This window comes from Neisseria maigaei (genome assembly GCF_958267405.1).
GTDB lineage: Bacteria > Pseudomonadota > Gammaproteobacteria > Burkholderiales > Neisseriaceae > Neisseria > Neisseria bergeri.
In genome coordinates, this window is sequence record NZ_CATQFT010000001.1 from 86,091 (window position 1) to 104,626 (window position 18,536).

Annotated in this window: 20 protein-coding genes; 5 read left to right on the forward strand and 15 right to left on the reverse strand. The window is 49.4% G+C overall.

The annotated features are described in order from the left end of the window. Nucleotides 1–78 precede the first annotated feature (78 nt). The 5 genes from Q3O06_RS00425 to ccoN all read right to left on the reverse strand — a co-directional run bounded on the left by Q3O06_RS00425 (nucleotide 79) and on the right by ccoN (nucleotide 5,433). Complete coding sequence (locus Q3O06_RS00425) at nucleotides 79–1,488, reverse strand: PepSY-associated TM helix domain-containing protein (RefSeq protein WP_301816969.1); 1,410 nt, start codon at nucleotides 1,486–1,488, stop codon at nucleotides 79–81. Between the two features lie 343 nt (nucleotides 1,489–1,831). After that, nucleotides 1,832–3,163, reverse strand: a complete 1,332-nt coding sequence (gene ccoP / locus Q3O06_RS00430; protein WP_301816971.1) for a cytochrome-c oxidase, cbb3-type subunit III — start codon at nucleotides 3,161–3,163, stop codon at nucleotides 1,832–1,834. A gap of 23 nt (nucleotides 3,164–3,186) precedes the next feature. Further along, nucleotides 3,187–3,357: a CcoQ/FixQ family Cbb3-type cytochrome c oxidase assembly chaperone gene (locus Q3O06_RS00435; protein WP_003752303.1), complete on the reverse strand. Its 171-nt coding sequence runs from the start codon at nucleotides 3,355–3,357 to the stop codon at nucleotides 3,187–3,189. Between the two features lie 4 nt (nucleotides 3,358–3,361). Continuing rightward, the gene (gene ccoO / locus Q3O06_RS00440; protein ID WP_002212596.1) at nucleotides 3,362–3,973 is read right to left on the reverse strand and encodes a cytochrome-c oxidase, cbb3-type subunit II; all 612 of its coding nucleotides are present in this window, start codon (nucleotides 3,971–3,973) and stop codon (nucleotides 3,362–3,364) included. Nucleotides 3,974–3,999: 26 nt separating this feature from the next. Next, nucleotides 4,000–5,433 carry a cytochrome-c oxidase, cbb3-type subunit I gene (ccoN, locus tag Q3O06_RS00445; protein ID WP_301816974.1) on the reverse strand — a complete coding sequence of 478 codons (1,434 nt, stop codon included), beginning with the start codon at nucleotides 5,431–5,433 and terminating at the stop codon, nucleotides 4,000–4,002. Between the two features lie 326 nt (nucleotides 5,434–5,759). Here ccoN and Q3O06_RS00450 point away from each other — a divergent pair, with 326 nt between their 5' ends. Both Q3O06_RS00450 and Q3O06_RS00455 read left to right on the forward strand, forming a co-directional pair. Next, nucleotides 5,760–7,514, forward strand: a complete 1,755-nt coding sequence (locus Q3O06_RS00450; RefSeq protein WP_301816976.1) for a M61 family metallopeptidase — start codon at nucleotides 5,760–5,762, stop codon at nucleotides 7,512–7,514. A gap of 69 nt (nucleotides 7,515–7,583) precedes the next feature. Next, nucleotides 7,584–8,018 carry a TIGR01244 family sulfur transferase gene (locus Q3O06_RS00455; protein WP_301816978.1) on the forward strand — a complete coding sequence of 145 codons (435 nt, stop codon included), beginning with the start codon at nucleotides 7,584–7,586 and terminating at the stop codon, nucleotides 8,016–8,018. A 64-nt stretch (nucleotides 8,019–8,082) separates the two neighbouring features. Here Q3O06_RS00455 and Q3O06_RS00460 read toward each other — a convergent pair whose 3' ends face one another. From Q3O06_RS00460 to Q3O06_RS00470, 3 genes are all read right to left on the reverse strand, one after another. Then, entirely contained in the window at nucleotides 8,083–8,517 is a 435-nt protein-coding gene (locus Q3O06_RS00460) for an ExbD/TolR family protein (protein ID WP_107860225.1), read from the reverse strand. Nucleotides 8,518–8,521: 4 nt separating this feature from the next. Further along, nucleotides 8,522–9,181, reverse strand: a complete 660-nt coding sequence (locus Q3O06_RS00465) for a MotA/TolQ/ExbB proton channel family protein (RefSeq protein ID WP_301816981.1) — start codon at nucleotides 9,179–9,181, stop codon at nucleotides 8,522–8,524. 66 nt (nucleotides 9,182–9,247) lie between these two features. Then, nucleotides 9,248–10,099 carry an energy transducer TonB gene (locus Q3O06_RS00470; RefSeq protein ID WP_301816983.1) on the reverse strand — a complete coding sequence of 284 codons (852 nt, stop codon included), beginning with the start codon at nucleotides 10,097–10,099 and terminating at the stop codon, nucleotides 9,248–9,250. Nucleotides 10,100–10,351: 252 nt separating this feature from the next. Between Q3O06_RS00470 and Q3O06_RS00475 the strand changes: the two genes are divergently transcribed. Next, nucleotides 10,352–10,990: a site-2 protease family protein gene (locus Q3O06_RS00475; protein WP_301816984.1), complete on the forward strand. Its 639-nt coding sequence runs from the start codon at nucleotides 10,352–10,354 to the stop codon at nucleotides 10,988–10,990. 70 nt (nucleotides 10,991–11,060) lie between these two features. On the opposite strand, the gene Q3O06_RS00480 is transcribed toward Q3O06_RS00475, so the two are convergent. Continuing rightward, nucleotides 11,061–11,702, reverse strand: coding sequence for a GrxB family glutaredoxin (locus Q3O06_RS00480; RefSeq protein WP_301816986.1), 642 nt, complete (start codon nucleotides 11,700–11,702; stop codon nucleotides 11,061–11,063). A gap of 142 nt (nucleotides 11,703–11,844) precedes the next feature. Here Q3O06_RS00480 and Q3O06_RS00485 point away from each other — a divergent pair, with 142 nt between their 5' ends. Further along, a complete protein-coding gene (locus Q3O06_RS00485; RefSeq protein ID WP_301816988.1) occupies nucleotides 11,845–14,058 on the forward strand; it encodes a RelA/SpoT family protein in 2,214 nt (737 codons plus the stop codon). Nucleotides 14,059–14,146: 88 nt separating this feature from the next. On the opposite strand, the gene Q3O06_RS00490 is transcribed toward Q3O06_RS00485, so the two are convergent. The 6 genes from Q3O06_RS00490 to Q3O06_RS00515 form a co-directional block, all read right to left on the reverse strand. Beyond that, nucleotides 14,147–14,548 (reverse strand): hypothetical protein, encoded by a 402-nt coding sequence (locus Q3O06_RS00490; RefSeq protein WP_301816990.1) that lies wholly within the window; start codon nucleotides 14,546–14,548, stop codon nucleotides 14,147–14,149. A 309-nt stretch (nucleotides 14,549–14,857) separates the two neighbouring features. Further along, nucleotides 14,858–15,400, reverse strand: a complete 543-nt coding sequence (locus Q3O06_RS00495; RefSeq protein WP_301816992.1) for a suppressor of fused domain protein — start codon at nucleotides 15,398–15,400, stop codon at nucleotides 14,858–14,860. A gap of 126 nt (nucleotides 15,401–15,526) precedes the next feature. Beyond that, nucleotides 15,527–15,754, reverse strand: a complete 228-nt coding sequence (locus Q3O06_RS00500) for a hypothetical protein (protein ID WP_301817126.1) — start codon at nucleotides 15,752–15,754, stop codon at nucleotides 15,527–15,529. A gap of 58 nt (nucleotides 15,755–15,812) precedes the next feature. Beyond that, nucleotides 15,813–16,136 (reverse strand): ribonuclease E inhibitor RraB, encoded by a 324-nt coding sequence (locus Q3O06_RS00505; protein WP_002231823.1) that lies wholly within the window; start codon nucleotides 16,134–16,136, stop codon nucleotides 15,813–15,815. A 2-nt stretch (nucleotides 16,137–16,138) separates the two neighbouring features. Then, the gene (locus Q3O06_RS00510; protein ID WP_301816996.1) at nucleotides 16,139–17,788 is read right to left on the reverse strand and encodes a polymorphic toxin MafB class 1; all 1,650 of its coding nucleotides are present in this window, start codon (nucleotides 17,786–17,788) and stop codon (nucleotides 16,139–16,141) included. Nucleotides 17,789–17,990: 202 nt separating this feature from the next. After that, complete coding sequence (locus Q3O06_RS00515; protein ID WP_301817128.1) at nucleotides 17,991–18,152, reverse strand: DUF805 domain-containing protein; 162 nt, start codon at nucleotides 18,150–18,152, stop codon at nucleotides 17,991–17,993. A 7-nt stretch (nucleotides 18,153–18,159) separates the two neighbouring features. On the opposite strand from Q3O06_RS00515, the gene Q3O06_RS00520 reads away from it, so the two are divergent. Continuing rightward, nucleotides 18,160–18,498, forward strand: a complete 339-nt coding sequence (locus Q3O06_RS00520) for a helix-turn-helix domain-containing protein (protein ID WP_118997635.1) — start codon at nucleotides 18,160–18,162, stop codon at nucleotides 18,496–18,498. The last annotated feature ends 38 nt before the right edge of the window (nucleotides 18,499–18,536 follow it).

The window sequence follows — 18,536 nt, forward strand, 5'->3', positions numbered from 1 at the left end:
AAGTATTCGGGATTATATAGCCTTTCCCCCGCCCGCCTTCAAACAAAATGCCGTCTGAACGCTTCAGACGGCATCGGGTCATTTAAACCATCTCCTCAAAACAGGAATCCGCGACAGCAGCAAGGTATCCAGCAGGCAAATCACGGCAATGGCAACCAGCGCGGTCGGGAAAAGCAATGCAATCAGCAGCAGCGGCACCGCCATCATCCACCAAACCGGCAGCTTGATTTTCTGCGCCGGAGGAACCATGCCCACCGCTCCGGCCGGACGGCGTTTCCACCACATCACGCAGCCGCTGATACCGATAAAAATGACGGCAAGGCAGAACAAGACGTTCGCCAACACGCTCCACCAGCCCAGAGTACCCATATGCAGCGCAATGCTTGCCGCCATAAATTTGCCGAACGGGTTGTAATCGTCAAAGCGGATGTCGGCAAGGATTTTGCCGCTGTATTGGTCGATATGTACCGTGCGGTCGGCAAACGGGCTGATCATGTCGTAACTCATAGAGTCTTGCGACAAAGTCCATACCCCGTCCTCGCCTTTGGGCAAATTCAACTGATAACGCCCTTTGAAACCGATTTCCCGCGCAAAACGGTCGACGGTTTCCAATGTCATCGGCTCGCTGGGGTTAATGCCGTTTTCACCCACAGTCGTCCCTGAAACAGGCATGGGCGTAAGCTCCAAAATCCACGGTACTTCTTTAACCTTGCCGTCATTCAATACCTCACCGTGGGTCGGCACGACTGAAACAGGGTTCGGTTCGACACCCCATTTGCCTGCCGGAAACTGACTCCAAGCCTGCACGAACTTGCCGCCCCAAATACCTGCCCAAGCAATACCCGACAGGCAGAACAACAGTAAAATCAACGATACCCAAGTTCCAAACGCGCCGTGCAGATTCCGCCACCAAGAACGCGCCCTGCCTTTTGGCGGCAGCAGCATCGCCTTGATGCCGCGCCATTTCACCCACCAAAGGTACAAACCGCTGATTATCATGATAATCGTCAGCGATGCAGCCGTTTCCAAAAGATAATCGCCTGCCGCACCGAGCATCATATCGCTGTGGATTTCATCCATCGTGTGATACCAACCCTGATTGCGCGGCATGGTACTGACCACTTTTGCCGTATAAGGATCGACCGCAACCATCGTTGCCTTGCCCTCATTGTTAACACGGAACACGGCAACCATATCATCGGCACGCGGTGCAATATATTGGACGACGGACGAAGTCTCCGTATTAACGGCACTGCGTGCCGCTTCTGCCTGAACAGACAGAGGTTGTACCGTTGCCTGCGGCACAACATGAATCCGCTCGCCCTCCTTGCCGGTAATATTGGCAAACAACAGCATACCCAAACCTGTAACGGCAAGCAGGGTCAAGAAGGGCATAACCAACAAACCGGCATAAAAATGCCACCGCCAAACGGTCAGATAACACCGGTTATTCTGCTGACCGGCTTCAGTTTTGATTTGTGTATCCATTAATCGTCCTGTTGAAATTAGGGCTATTGTGTTGATGCGCGATTATAAACAATAAAGACTAATTCTTTATGACTAAAATCAATATTTTTTACAACATATGAAAAAAGATTCAATTTTGAAGAAACAAACCCATATGCCGTCTGAAAGCATCAAACAATGCTGTCCGACACCCAGTTGCACCATTCTTTAAACCATACAAAAATATCAGTCGGTCTGACTGTTTAAGCATCAAAATCCCACTTTCAGACGGCATAAATCAAAAACAGGATTTCCGTTCAAAATAAAAAATCCGGATTCGATATGAATCCGGATTCCTGCGTCCGACAAAGTCGGAAAACAACGGTTAGAATTTGCCGCCTGACTGGTTGACCATATAGTCAACCGCAGCTTTAACCTCATCATCGCTCAAATCGCCGCGACCGCCTTTTGCGGGCATCGTATTGAAACCTTCGATTGCGTGTTTGTGCAACGTGTCCTTGCCTTTTTTGATGCGGTCGGCCCAGTCGGCTTTGGTGCCTACATGGGGAATACCTGGAATTGCATTGCCGTGGCAGGCGGCACAAACGGTTTCATAAACCTGTTTGCCGTCCACTTTGGCAGCAGGTGCGGCTTTTTCCTCGGCTTTAGGTTCTGCTGCGGCAGGTTTGGCTTCAGAAGCGGCTTGTGCTGCTTCTGCAGGAGCAGATGCTGCGGGTTCTGCCGCCGGTGCGGGAGTCGGTGCAGGCTCGGCTTTTTTCACAGGTGCTTTGCCGTCTTTATTGGAAAGACCCCATACATAAGCAGTCATGATATGCAGTTTGTCTTTATCCAAGAAACGTCCCCACGCGGGCATTTGGCTGCTGCGTCCGTTGGTAATGGTTTCGATAATGGATTTTTGCGTACCACCCCACAACCATACGTCATCAGTCAGGTTCGGACCCAAACCTTGAATACCTTGACCTTTGTCGCCGTGGCAGGTGAAACAGTTGGCAGGCGGACCGCTGAACAAGGCTTGTCCGCGTGCGGCACGTTCCTCATCATACTGACCTTTGGGTTTTGAAAGGGACATCACATAATGAGCAACGTCTTTCACGCCTTCTTCGCCCAAAGCGGGACCCCAGGCAGGCATAGTCGCAACACGGCCTTTTTCAATGGTCTCGTGGATTTTATCGGGATCGCCACCCCACAGCCAATCGCTGTCAGTCAGGTTGGGGAAACCTTTAGAGCCTTTGGCATCAGAACCGTGACACTGGATACAATAAGTGTTAAACAGGTTTTGGGCGATTTGCTTGGCCTGTGGGTCTTTTGCCACTTTTTCAATCGGCATATCCGCAAACTTGGCATACAGTTTGCCGTATTGCTCATCGGCTTTTTTGACCTCTTTTTCATATTGGTTATGGCTGGTCCATTTCAGCAGACCTTTGTAGTCGCCGACACCCGGATACATAACCAGATAACCGATACCGAACAGCCATGTCAAAACATACAGCCAAAACCACCAGCGCGGCAGCGGGTTGTCGTATTCGGCAATACCGTCCCACTCGTGACCTGTGGTTTGTACTTCTTCGCCTTTTTTCGGGCGTTTGACAACATTTTGAGACAGCAGCAGCCAAGCCAAAGCGATAAAGCTCAGTAAGACAATGACTGCAATATATATATTCCAGAAGTTACTGGTAAATTGGGATGTTGTGTTCATTGTTTTGCTCCGTTATCACAATATTAACGGTTTTCGCTTTTCTTATCTTGCGCATCTTGGTTTTCATCAAAAATGCTGTTTGCGGCATCATCGTAATTTTTCTTATTCCGCCTGTTGAAGACGATATAGAGTACCAACAGGAAACAGATAAAGATCCATACCGTGAAAAGAGCGCGAATACCGTTAATATCCATGATGTTACCTTACGTTTTTCAAAGCCAGACCCAATCCTTGCAGATAGGCGACTACAGCATCCAGCTCGGATTTGTTTGCCAAAGCCTCAGGCGCTTTCGCAATTTCCTCATCACTGTAAGGAGTACCTACTTTACGCAAAGCCTTCATGTTGGCAACGGTTGCATCGACATCGACTTTATTGCGTGCAAGCCACGGGAATGCCGGCATATTGGACTCAGGCACGACATCACGGGGATTCAGCAGGTGGATGCGGTGCCATTCGTCGGAATAGCGGCCGCCCACACGTGCCAAATCAGGACCGGTACGTTTGGAACCCCATTGGAACGGATGATCGTAAACCGACTCCCCGGCAACAGAGTAATGACCGTAACGCTCGGTTTCCGCACGGAACGGACGAATCATTTGCGAGTGGCAGTTGTAACAGCCCTCACGGATGTAAATATCGCGTCCGGCAACCTGCAAGGCATTGTAAGGCTTCACGCCCGGCGCCGGCTGTGTTGCCGCCTTGGTAAAGGCCAAGGGCACAACTTCAATCAACAAACCGACACTGACTACAAGCAGCGTGAACACAATCAGAACGCCGATTTTTTCTTCAGCCAATTGTTGTAATTTCATTTTGGTAGCCTATCTTTCTTAGTATTTTAGTGGTGCTGTGTTTGGGAAACCGCAGGGATTTCGGCATCGACTGCTTTACCACCGATGGCTGTGCGGTACACGTTGTACGCCATAATGCACATACCACTCAGATACAATAAACCACCTGCAAAACGGATCATGTAGTAAGGCATGGTGCGTTTTACGGATTCGACAAACGAGTAGGTCAGCGTACCGTCATCATTCAAAGAACCCCACATCAAACCCTGCATCACGCCGGCAATCCACATCGCGGCGATATACAGAACCACGCCGATGGTCGCAATCCAAAAATGCGCTTCCACCAGCTTAGTGCTGTGCATCTGTTCTTTACCGAAGAGGCGGGGAATCATGTAATAGACAGAACCGATGGTTACAAAGCCTACCCAACCCAATGCGCCCGCATGAACGTGCGCAACGGTCCAGTCCGTATAGTGGCTCAATGCGTTGACCGTTTTAATCGACATCATCGGACCTTCAAAGGTAGACATACCGTAGAAGGACAGGGAAACAATCAGGAATTTCAGAATCGGGTCAGTACGCAGTTTGTCCCACGCGCCGGACAAGGTCATAATACCGTTAATCATACCGCCCCAAGAGGGTGCGAACAGAATCAAGGACAAAACCATACCCAAAGATTGCGTCCAGTCAGGCAGCGCAGTGTAGTGGAGATGGTGCGGACCTGCCCACATATAGGTAAAAATTAACGCCCAGAAGTGAACGACGGACAGACGGTAGGAATAAACGGGGCGGCCTGCTTGTTTGGGTACGAAATAGTACATCATACCCAAGAAGCCGGCAGTCAGGAAGAAGCCCACAGCGTTATGCCCGTACCACCATTGAACCATGGCATCGATTGCACCTGAATAAACAGGATACGATTTCATCAACCCTGCCGGGATGCTGATATTGTTGACGATGTGCAAAAGTGCGACCGCCAAAATAAAGCCGCCGTAGAACCAGTTGGCAACGTAAATGTGTTTCACCTTGCGTTTGGCAATCGTACCGAAGAATACAATGGCGTATGCAACCCAAACCAAAGTAATCAGAATGTCGATCGGCCATTCCAGTTCGGCATATTCCTTCCCTTGGGTCCAACCCATAGGGAAGCTGACGGCGGCGGCAACGATTACCGCCTGCCAGCCCCAAAAGGTAAATGCCGGCAGCCAGTCGCCGAAAAGACGGGTATTACAAGTACGTTGGACAACGTAGTATGATGTGCCGATCAGACCGCAGCCGCCAAATGCGAAAATAACCGCATTGGTGTGCAGCGGACGCAGGCGGCCGAAGTGGAACCAAGGTCCGATATTAGACAAATCGAGGGCGGGAGCAAACAGTTGGGCTGCGACGATAACGCCGACCAACATGCCCACGATACCCCAAACTACAGTCATGATGGCGAACTGGCGCACCACTTTGTAGTTGTAAGTTTGTGTGTCCATGAGAGTCTCCATGAATTATGGGAATAAAAATTTTTTATCCTGCCCATCTTTTCGACCTCTTAAGGTACAACTTGGGCAAGCGTAATTTTTTCTAAATTTAACATATCTGCCTTATTACGCCAAGCGGAATTACATTTGCAACATAAAGGAAAATTTTTCTTAAATTCATTCTTATTATATATAAATCATATTGTTATAATAAATTGCAACCAGTTTGACATTGCTTTGTTTTTCAAGCCTCCTTTTTTATAACACTTTATTGATGTAGATTAAGCTGCATTTTAAAGACATTTTATCAATAATATTTAACGATATATTTAATAGCCATGATTAATTATGAAATTGCCCCCTCACCTCTAGACCATGAGTGGCACATCCTGCTGACATTCACACAAGATAATGATTTTCCTATAGAAATAAGCCTGCCAAACTGGGTTCCGGGCAGCTATCTGATTCGGGATTTTTCCCGCCACATCACTTCTATCCATGCATCCTGTAACGGCACGTCCATGCCGCTCGAACAAATTGCAAAAAACCGCTGGCACGCTGCCGCCGTACGCGGCGAGTGGCAAATCCGCTACACCGTATATGCATTCGATTTGTCGGTTCGAGGTTCTTTCCTGTCGACGGAACGAGGTTTTTTTGACGGATCGTGCCTGTTTTTGAAAGTCGAAGGAACGGAAACGCTGCCGCACCGCTTGGAATTGACGGGCATTCCACCCGAATGGCGTATTGCCACAACGCTGCCGGAAACAGGGAGGTTTGTCTTTCAGACGGCATCTTATACCGAATTGATCGATCGACCTGTCGAGATGGGCTTGATTGAATTTTTAGATTTTAAGGCGGCAGGCATTCCGCACACGATTGCCCTAAGCGGCATCTATCCCGACTTCGACCGCAACAGGCTGATTTCAGACCTCAAGAGAATCTGCGAAACTGAATTGGCAATGTTTTCCTCCCCTGCCCCATTTGAGAAATATTTGTTCCTGCTCCACGTCGGCGACCATATTTACGGCGGTTTGGAACACGCCGACAGCACCGCCCTGCTCGCCGACCGCCACAGCCTTCCGCCGTACCCGTACCGTATAACCGATGCCGACGATGCCTACACCACATTGCTCGGACTTTTCTCCCACGAATATTTTCACGCGTGGAACGTCAAATCCATCAAACCTGCCGCGTTCGCCCCTTATGACCTCGACAAAGAAAACTATACCGAACAACTATGGGCGTTCGAAGGCATTACATCCTATTACGACGATTTGTTTTTGGCACGCAGCCGCACCATCTCGCCCGAATCTTATTTAAACCTGCTGGCACAAGGCATTACGCGCGTACAACAAACCCGCGGCCGTTTGAGGCAGACCTTGGCGGAATCGAGTTTTACCGCGTGGAACAAATTTTACAAACCGGATGAAAACAGTCCCAATGCCATCGTCAGCTACTACCAGAAAGGCGCGCTTGCCGCATTGTGCCTTGATTTGCTGATACGGAACAAAAGCGGCGGCAGACATTCTCTCGATACGGTAATGGACAAACTCTATCGGGAGTGGGTGGATACGCGCGCGGGCATTCCGGAAAAACACTGGCAAATCCGCTGTCAGGAAATAACCGGCTTGGATTTGGAAGATTTTTTCCAAAAAGCGTTATACAGTACCGAAGATTTGCCGCTTGCCGAATGCCTGGCAACCGCAGGCGTGGGACTGACCTTCCTGCCTCTTCCCCGACAACACGGCGGCGGATATGCGGAACACATCTGCCCCGTCCCGCCGGCAGGCGATTTCGGCGCACGTTTCAAACAAAACGCCGACCACATCGTCCTGACCCATGTCTTCAACGGCGGCAGCGCGGAATCTGCGGCACTGTGCCCGCAAGACAAAATCATTGCTTTAGACGGTTATGCCTGCACCGACTTTGCCGCACAATGGGCCCGATACCACGTCAATGCAAAAATCAATATCCACTTCTTCCGTGCAGGCATATTGCGTCAAACCGTCTTGACGGTTCAGGCAGCGGCGGCGGATACTGCCATCCTGCATATCACAGACCGGAACCTGTTGGAAAACTGGTTGTTCGGTTAAACTTTCAGACGGCATTGCACACAAAATGCCGTCTGAAAAACAACCGCAAGGCAAAGCAAAGGAAACAAAATGGCCATTCTGAAACTTGACGAACATCTCTATATCTCCCCACAACTGACCAAAGCCGATGCGGAACAAATCGCGCAACTGGGCATCAAAACCGTCGTCTGCAACCGCCCCGACCGCGAAGAAGAATCGCAACCCGACTTCGCCCAAATCAAACAGTGGTTGGAACAAGCAGGCATTACCGGATTCCATCACCAACCCGTTACCGCCCGCGACATCCAAAAACACGATGTCGAAACCTTCCGACAACTCATCGGACAAGCCGAATATCCCGTCCTTGCCTATTGCCGAACCGGTACGCGCTGCTCCCTGCTGTGGGGCTTCCGCCGGGCGGCAGAAGGTATGCCGGTTGACGAAATCATCCGCCGCGCAGAAGCGGCAGGTGTGAATCTGGAGAACTTCAGAACCCGTTTGGAAGACGCAGCGGTCAAACCATAAAACCGACCGATACAAAAATGCCGTCTGAACAGATTTCAGACGGCATTCGTTCAAACGTCAAACTTTATTGCGCCTTGGTTTCCGTTACAAAACCGATTTTGGTAATCCCTGCCTGACGGGCAGCCTCCAACGCTTTGTTCACATAATCGTATTCCACCGCCTTATCTGCCGCAATGGCCACAATCACGTTTTCATTCTGATCCTTGGCGGCTTTCAGACGGCTTTCCACTTCCCCGATTTCCACTTTGCTTGCAGAATCTCCGCCGACATAATAACCACCGTTTGCATCAATCGTCAGGCGCAAGGGATCTTTAGGCTGTTTGTCCTGCTTGTTTGCCTGCTCGGACGCGGTTGGCAATTCCAAAGGAATGGAATGCGTCAGCACCGGCATGGTAATCATAAATACAATCAGCAAAACCAGCATCACGTCCACCAACGGCGTAACGTTGATATCGGACATCGGCGAGTCATCGCCGGAATTCATCGAACCGAATGCCATTTCATTAATCCTTTTGGTTCAACAGGCGGACATGCAAATCATGCGCCATCGCATCCAAATCCTGAGTCAGCGTCTTCGCACCGCGGTTGAGGAAGTTGTACGCCAACACAGCAGGAATCGCCACAAACAGACCCGCCGCAGTAGAAACCAATGCCTCGCCGATCGGACCGGCAACCGCCGCAATACTCATCTGTCCGCTTTGTCCGATATTGATCAGGGCATGGTAAATCCCCCAAACCGTACCAAACAGGCCGATAAACGGTGCGGTCGCACCGATGGAGGCAAGCGCGGTCATACCATAATCAAAGCGACGCATAATCTGAGCCATACTGTTGCGGATTTGAATGACCAAATACTCATTCAACGGCAGTGCCTGAGCCAATTTGGAAGCTTCATTTTGACGGTAGTTGCGGTACGACTGCAATGCCTCTTGCACCAGTTTGGACAGGGGAGCGTCAACGGCACGCACTTTTTCAAGCGCATCGTTCAAAGACAAAGTATTGCTCATATGCTGCTTAACAACCGTATTGCCTTTGCGAGCCTGATACAGCTTAATGCTGCGTAAGACAATCAGACACCATGTTACGATACTCATCAGCAACATCAACACAAACACACTGATCAGGACGACATCGCCTGATTCAAACACTAATTTCAAATCCATAATGATTCCAAAACTGATAAAAACAAATCAAAAATCCAAGCTGCCGCAAACTGCCGCGACAACAGCCTAATTCAATTCAAATTTAACGGGGACTTTAAACTCCGTCCAGGCATTGGCTTGAAAATGCCCGTTTTGCGCCGCCTTGCGTGCTGCATTGTCCAAACGGGAAAAACCGCTGCTTTTCACCACCTTGACGGACTCGACATGACCGCCCGGAGATACCATCACACTCAGGACAACCGTACCCTGTTCATCGTTTTCCATAGAAAGTGTAGGATAAGGCGGTCGCGGAATACTGCCGTTGGCACGCAGGGGATTGCCTTTACTGCTGCCGGCACCTGTTCCGCCGCCGCTGCCGCCGGTTCCTTCCCCATGCTCGCCTTTGGCTCCGCCGCTGCCTTTACCGCTGCCTTCTCCGCGCCCCGTTCCGTCACCTTTGGTACCGGTTCCCTTACCTTCTCCCCCGCTGTGCTCGCTGCCGGCTTTGGCGGAAGTATTGCCGGGATGTTCGGCAGGTTTTTCAGACGGCTTCTCTACCGTTTTCTCAACCGGTTTGGGAGTCGGCTTCACTTCCGGCTTAGGCTCTGGTTTCGGTTTTTCTTCGGGTTTCGGCTTTTCCTTGGGCTGCTGAATATCTGCATCCGCCTTTTTTGTAACCACCGGCTTCAAAACCGGTTTGGGCGGCTCGACAGGTTTGGGCTGCTCAGGCTCGGGTTGCGGTTCGGGCGCGGCAGGCGCGCCTGCGCCTTCGGGTGCGCCGTCCCCTCCGCCAAAGTCGCCCAAATCGACAAATTCAATAACATTGCCTGACTCTATCACGGGCAGCTTGTGCGCCTGCCAGAGCAATGCCACCATTGCCAAATGCAGCAGTGCGACGGAAAACACGACTGCGGGGGTTAAAATTCGTTCTTTATCCATAATTCGGGCATAATAATAGCAACAATTCCTATTTGCAACCTATTTTTATTATTTACCTTTATCTGAATACTGTTTTCATATTATTAAAATCCATATTAAAACAATATGTTATGACAAATTATCAGATACCGGCAGACAAACGGAGCGGATCTACCTGTTTTCCCATTCCAACAAAATCGGGTTAAATGATATATTGCCGCTTTCATCCGGCAGCCGGTTACGGCTGCGTACCACCTGTTTTAAAGGAAAATCATGTTTCGGAATTTTGACTTGGGCGTATTCTTGCTTGCCGTCCTGCCCGTACTGCTTGCCATTACCGTCAGGGAGGTGGCGCGCGGCTATACGGCGCGCTACTGGGGCGACAACACTGCCGAACAATACGGCAGGCTGACGCTGAACCCCCTACCCCATATCGATCCGGTCGGCACAATCATCGTGCCGCTGCTTACTTTGATGTTCACACCGTTTCTATTTGGTTGGGCGCGTCCGATTCCCATCGATTCGCGCAACTTCCGCAACCCGCGCCTTGCCTGGCGTTGCGTTGCCGCATCCGGCCCGCTGTCGAATCTGGCGATGGCGGTTCTGTGGGGCGTGGTTTTGGTGCTGACTCCGTATGTCGGCGGGGCGTATCAGATGCCGCTGGCTCAAATGGCAAACTACGGTATTCTGATCAATGCGATTCTGTTCGCGCTCAATATCATCCCCATCCTGCCTTGGGACGGCGGCATTTTTATCGATACCTTCCTGCCGGCGAAATATTCGCAAGCGTTCCGCAAAATCGAACCCTATGGGACGTGGATTATCCTGCTGCTGATGCTGACAGGCGTATTGGGTGCGTTTATTGCACCGATTGTGCGGCTGGTGATTGCGTTTGTGCAGATGTTCGTCTGACTGGTTTTCAGACGGCATAAACGTTCCAAAAAACGCGGCAGGATATATTTCCCTGCTGCGTTTTCCTGTTTTACAATGCCCTGTCAAAATAAAGCGGCACGCCTGATTTTTCACTCATCGTCATCAGATAACCCATCACCTTTTGAGGCCATTCGATTCCGCGCACCACGGTCAGATTCCTTAAAACGGGGAAAACCAAAATATCCTCCATGCCGATTCCGCCGTTGATGCCGTCTGAAGTACCGTCCATCAAATTCTCCAACTCTTGCAAATCTGCGTTTATCCGTTCGAGGTATCGGGCGGTTTTATTCAAATTGGCGGAAAAGCTGCCGATGCTTTTCTCTTTTTTGTCTGTGAAATATTTCACCGCTTCCGGCGTTGCAAATTCGGGCAGACCGATTTTAACAGTACGCGGCTGAACCAACTTGTTGTTGTAACTGCCGACTTTGTCCAGCCATGCCTGTATCTCGGGGCGGACTTCGTCTTTCAGACGGCCTTCGCGGTCGAAATGCCGCACAATGTCCAAACTCTCGCCCATAAACGAACCGTCCTCTTTTTGCAGGATGGGCACTTGTTTCGCGCCAATCATGCCAATCGGCGTTGCCTCGTCGTCGTTTGCCAGCACGGCTTCTTCAACGTCAGCACCAAACAGACCGGCAGCCATCCGCGCACGCACGCAAAACGGGCAATGGTCGTAAATATACAGTTTCATCAAAATATTCCTCGTCAACCTGTCGATACCGGCTACCTTAACACCCCGCGCCGCCCGAAACAAGTTTATCTTCCCGCCTATGCACCGTAAATAAATAAGCTGTTACAATAAACTCGTTTTTATCGGAACGGAAGACCCCATCATGACCGCCATCAGCCCGATTCAAGACACGCAAAGCGCGACCCCGCAAGAATTGCACGAATGGTTCGACAGCTACTGCGCCGCGCTGCCGGACAACGATAAAAAACTTGTCTTAGCCGCCCGTTCGCTGGCGGAAGCACATTACCCCGCCGATGCCGCCACGCCGTATGGCGAGCCGTTGTCCGACCACTTCCTCGGCGCGGCGCAGATGGTCCATGAACTCGACCTGCTCCCCGATGCCGTTGCCGCAACGCTGCTTGCCGACATCGGACGCTACGTCCCCGACTGGAACCTATTGGTTTCCGAACGCTGCAACAGCACCGTCGCCGAGCTGGTCAAAGGTGTGGACGAAGTGCAGAAACTCACCCACTTCGCCCGTGTGGACAGCCTCGCCACGCCGGAAGAGCGCGCCCAGCAGGCCGAAACTATGCGGAAAATGCTGCTGGCGATGGTTACCGACATCCGCGTCGTGTTAATCAAACTGGCGATGCGTACGCGCACCCTGCAATTTTTAAGCAACGCCCCCGACAGCCCCGAAAAACGCGCCGTTGCCAAAGAAACCCTCGACATCTTTGCCCCGCTCGCCAACCGCTTGGGCGTGTGGCAGCTCAAATGGCAGCTCGAAGATTTGGGCTTCCGCCATCAAGAACCCGAAAAATACCGCGAAATCGCCCTGCTTTTGGACGAAAAACGCACCGAACGCCTCGAATACATCGAAAACTTCCTCAATATCCTGCGCACGGAACTCAAAAAATACAACGTTCACTTCGAAGTCGCCGGCCGGCCGAAACACATCTACTCCATTTACAAAAAAATGGTGAAGAAAAAACTCAGCTTCGACGGTCTGTTCGACATCCGCGCCGTGCGGATTCTGGTTGATACCGTCCCCGAGTGTTACACCACGCTGGGCATCGTCCACAGCCTCTGGCAGCCCATCCCCGGCGAGTTCGACGACTACATCGCCAACCCGAAAGGCAACGGCTATAAAAGTTTGCACACCGTCATTGTCGGCCCCGAAGACAAAGGCGTGGAAGTGCAAATCCGCACCTTCGATATGCACCAATTCAACGAATTCGGTGTCGCCGCGCACTGGCGTTACAAAGAGGGCGGCAAAGGCGATTCCGCCTACGAACAAAAAATCGCCTGGTTGCGCCAACTCTTGGATTGGCGCGAAAACATGGCGGAAAGCGGCAAGGAAGACCTCGCCGCCGCCTTCAAAACCGAGCTTTTCAACGACACGATTTATGTCCTGACCCCGCACGGCAAAGTCCTCTCCCTGCCCACGGGTGCCACCCCCATCGACTTCGCCTACGCCCTGCACAGCAGCATCGGCGACCGCTGCCGCGGTGCGAAAGTCGAAGGGCAAATCGTGCCGCTGTCCACCCCGCTCGAAAACGGACAGCGCGTCGAAATCATTACCGCCAAAGAAGGGCATCCTTCCGTCAACTGGCTCTACGAAGGCTGGGTCAAATCCAGCAAGGCAATCAGCAAAATCCGCGCCTACATCCGCCAGCAAAACGCCGACACCGTGCGCGAAGAAGGGCGCGTCCAACTCGACAAGCAGCTTGCCAAACTCACGCCCAAGCCCAACCTGCAAGAGCTTGCAGAAAACCTCGGCTACAAAAAACCCGAAGACCTCTACACCGCCGTCGGACAGGGCGAAATTTCCAACCGCACCATCCAAAAAGCCTGTGGCACGCTGAACGAACCGCCGCCCGTACCCGTCAGCGAAACCACCATCGTCAAACAGTCCAAAATCAAAAAAGGCGGCAAAACCGGCGTGCTCATCGACGGCGAAGACGGACTGATGACTACCCTTGCCAAATGCTGCAAACCCGCGCCGCCCGACGACATTGTCGGCTTCGTTACCCGCGAGCGCGGCATTTCCGTCCACCGTAAAACCTGCCCCTCTTTCCGACACCTCGCCGAACACGCGCCCGAAAAGGTGCTGGACGCAGGTTGGGCGGCGTTGCAGGAAGGACAAGTATTCGCCGTCGATGTCGAAATCCGCGCCCAAGACCGCGCAGGGCTTTTACGCGACGTATCCGACGCGCTCGCCCGCCACAAACTCAACGTTACCGCCGTGCAAACCCAGTCCCGCGACTTGGAAGCCAGCATGAGGTTCACTCTCGAAGTCAAACAAGTCAACGACCTCCCGCGCGTCCTCGCCAGCCTCGGCGACGTCAAAGGCGTATTGAGCGTTACCCGGCTTTAAATACAAAAATGCTGTCTGAAGGTCGGATAACGCTTCAGACGGCATTTTGATTGTTGGGTTTTTAATCAGAGCTTTGTTTGATAATTTGTTATTTTGAATAAAATACAGGTTCTGTCGAGCTGATAACTTCTATTACAGAATCGCTAAAAAAGAAAATATAAGCCTTATAATATTTCTTTTCAAAAAAACCAAAACTTTCTTCTTTCAACCAGTCCATATAACTGTCATCTATTATCTCGAAAAAATAATTTGCAGTAGGATTCCCATCTGAATTATTTTCTTCTTTATTTTCAAATAAATATTCTGAAAATTTTACTTTATAAGATTCATCCGTTATTTGAAAATGAATTATATTGTCGATAAATATTTCAATATTTAATTCATAATTTCGGTCGGATGCCAAAATGTTCACATCTTGTTCGGTAACACAAATTTTATCCACATAAAATCTGTGATTATTGTTAGAAAATTGTAATGGTTTAATCTTCACAATCGTTTTCCATATCTAATTTTTGTTTTGGCAACACGACAATCGGGGTTTCAGCGACACCGAGGTATTTTACCGTCTAATCGTGGAGATTTTACCGATTTTCTTTCCTATTCCATCCGGTCTTTAAATGGTTGATGACAGTGTTTGCTTTTCAGCTACCTGCCGTTTTGACCAATGCACCGATGCCTAAGGGGTAAGGGTAGGATTTTTGAAGAACTTAGTTCTCAATATCCTGTTTCAAATGAAGGAAAGGTTGTCTGAAAGTTAAACACGGTTTCAGACGACCTTTAATCAAATTTAAGAAAGCCCTTACCAAACAAACGGTTTCCGATTCATATCCGAAAGGTTGCCAACTTCATTATCCAGCAAGAACCGTTCAAAAGCATTCCAACCTTTCTTTTCTACCAATTCTGCTTCCTGTTTATACAACGGGACAAGCAAAGGGAAAACGATATTGTAGTGTTCGCCATAACAGACCTGAAAATCATCATCGAAATAAAATGGGGCGGAAACATACAGTGCATCCATTTTTGTTGAATCAACAATGCTTCTAGGCAAATAAATAACCTGTCCTCGAAGAAGAATTTTTTTGTTCTCAATGATGGTTTCTGCCAACCATCTTAAAAATGGAAAAATCTGATTTTCATCATATTTTAAAGAACATACAAAAAGTATTTCAAATCTGCTTTTATAATTCAGATTATATTTGCTTAACCCTAAAGTAATATAAGTTTTTAAATCGCTGTCAGGGGAAGAGGGAATAGCTGCGATATTTAATTTGTACTGACTTCCCGAATCGCTTTTCGAGCCATGAGAAATAGTGCCTATATATTTTTCAATATGATTAATCATATTTTTCTTAGCTTCCCATCACTGTATCGGATAATTATAGGCCGGATTGAGACAAAACGCCTTGTTCCCATTGGTAGAAAGTCCGTCTGAAAAGTAAAAGCGTTTCAGACGGACTACGTTTGCCGACTATCCGGTCCACTTGATAATCCAATGAGATTCTTGCAGGTATTCTTTTAATATTTCTAAGTTTTCGACCCAGTCATCGTAACTGTCAAACGATGAAAATTTGTCATTTGAAGATAACAGTATCAGAAATCCCCCGGTATTTTCCCAATCGTCAATAATTTTTATGAATTTTTCTTCAGGATTGACCCCATTCAGGATAACCCCCAAAGTATTGAATTTTATTTCCATAGACATCCCCTAATCTTTAATGGGAATATGGTTATTTCAACCCAACCTACACTTTTTGTTAGTTCCCATACGAACCAAAACCTTCATAATTACAATCATTTTTTTGTGCAATACCAAATAACGTAGTTTCAATAGCTAAAATGTTTTCAAGGGAAGGGACGATATTGACGGAACAATAGCAAGTCCACATTTCTCCGAATTCATCTTGTTCAATACTGATTTGAAAATCTTGCCGATAAGAAATGAGTCGGCTTTCTATTGATTGCAGATTCTTTTGAGAACCTCCTATAAAAAACTCTATTATCATAGGTTTTGTCAAATCAAACCCTAGTTCTTGATATTGTTTCAGTACATCTGAAGTAGATTTTTCGTCAACAATCATTTTTAATCTCCATCTTGTTTTCGGTATTTTCTCCCCGGGCTTTCAATTCGATTGTAATTATTGGTACTTTTGGAACCACCGTGAGCGTCAATTCTTCTAGATTCATCTTTGAATGCCTCTCGATTATTTTTGGCAGGAGTAAAATCTGTAGCTATATGAGGGTCATTATTAACCCTAGCTTCTCTTGCTCCAGAGATTTGGGAATGTTGTCTTGTGCCCTTTCCAGAATAAGTTCGACCACTTTCATGAGTATTAGTATAAGAACCAACTTCTGTCCTATATTTTTCTCCATACGGACACGCATTATGAACCCAAACCCCTTCCGTTTCCGCCTGACTGCCCTTGACGAAGTAAGTATGCCAATCGGCAACGGTCAGGTTGTAGGCTTTGAGCGGTGTTAGTTTGACAACGATGTTGCGGACGGTTTGGGTTCTGCCGCTTTCGGCAAACAGCCTGCTTCCCGCTTTCAAATCTTCCGCCTTAATCCATTTGCCGTCCGAATAAAACGGGTGGATGCGGTTGGAAATCAGGGTTTGGTTGTTGCCGATGCCGTCTGAAACTTCAATGTAAACGGTTTCCTGGTACGGATTGCCGTATCGGGTGGTAACGGGTTTGTACCCTGTTTTCCCGCTTGCTTCGTCCTTGGAAAGGACGCTCTCGCCGGCCCGGATACGGGCGATGGCTTTGTAGCCGTCTGCCGTTTTGACCAAGGTGCTGCCGTGGAAGGAGCAGGTGTAGGATTTAGAAAAATCCCCGCTAACCGCAGCCTTCCCCGGTTTTGCCGCCTTTGCCAACTTCGCGGCTTTGGCTGCTTTTGCCACCTTTGTCAGGTTTTTGACTTTGGCAAACGGCAGGACGTTGACCAGGGCTTCGACGGTTTCGGCGGCATTGGGGTTTTCCTGCATCCACTGGTCAACGGCTTCGCCCGCGCTGAGAAAGGGGTTGAGCGCGCCGGCGGCGACGCCGTTGATAAACTCCATGCTGTTGCCCCAGCGGTCGAGCTTGGCATTGTGCCCGAACATTTTTCTGTTGGCTTCATCGGCGCGGTCGGAGAAATTGCTGCCGAGGTTGTTGTAGTTGTCGGATATGCGTTGCCGGATGCTGCGGGTGTCGGTCGGATTGAGTTTGATACTGCGGGCTGTGCCGTTGACGTGATAGGTGTATTCGTCTCGTGCGCCCGTAGGTTTGGGGTAATTGCCGCCCTTCGGGCCGTCGTAGGCATCGGCGGGATGATGTTCGTGTCCTTCCCAGTTGAGCCGGTATACGGTAAAGCCGTCGTCAACGTTGCCTTGTTCTTTGCTTGCGCTGTCGGCGGCGTGGTTGTCGAAGGGGGCGTGTTCTTCGTATCCGTGTCCGGAAAAGCGGACGGTGTAACCAAGATTGCCTTGGATTGCCGCCTGTTGGATGAGCAGGTTGCCCATCTGGTGGGTATAGTCTTGGATGACGTTGATTTGGCCGGTGCGGTCGGAAACGCTGCCGCGCGGGTCGCCGAAGAGGTGGTATTTGCCTCCGGGTTCGTAGTGCTGCCGTTGGGCGTTATCGGTAATGAACGGGTCTTGCGCCAAGTCCGCCGCGAGGGCGGGCTGTATGAGTGCGGCCGCCGCTACGGCGCAGGCGGCAAGGAGGTTTGTCAGTCTGCGCAGCGGTTTCACGGTTTATCCTCCTTTGCGGCGGTCATACCGATTGGTGTGTTTCAGGCGACGGTAATGATGGGGATGCTGTGTTTGCGACAAGATATTTGTTTGGTTTTGAATGGGTTTAAGTGTAAAGGGATTTTAAGGGTTTGTAAACGAAAGAGGCAAAAATGCCGTCTGAAAGACGAATATCGTTTCAGACGGCATTTTGATGAAAGATTTAGTCCTCAGGCAGTCCACCCCATTGGTTATCTTCGTTTACAGAAGCTTGACAACACAAAACAATCAACCAAATCGGACCAATAAGCGGAATAACCGAAATCAAATACAACCATCCCGATTTACCGATATCATGGAGTCGGCGTACACCAACTGATAAGATTCATTTCATGAACATTAGTCACGCAATCAGATTCTTAAGGAAACAAAAGGGATGGACTCAGCAGCAGCTTGCTGATTTTGCCAATACCTCAAAAAGTAATATTTCCAATCTTGAAAACGGCAACCAAGGATATAGCGAATCTATCCTAAAATATCTGTCAGAAGCCTTGGACTGCCCCGTCTCGTCTATTTTTCTATTGGCAGAAAGTTTAGAAAGACAGCAAAACAATACCGCAACAAATATGGAAGATATGCCCATCGAACTTATCTTCATGCAACTCCCCACGCCTTTGCAGCAGTCGTTCAAATCCCTCATGATTCAGACATTGAAACAGACTTCTCTATAAAAGGATTAATTACCCAATATTTCAAAATACAAAAATGC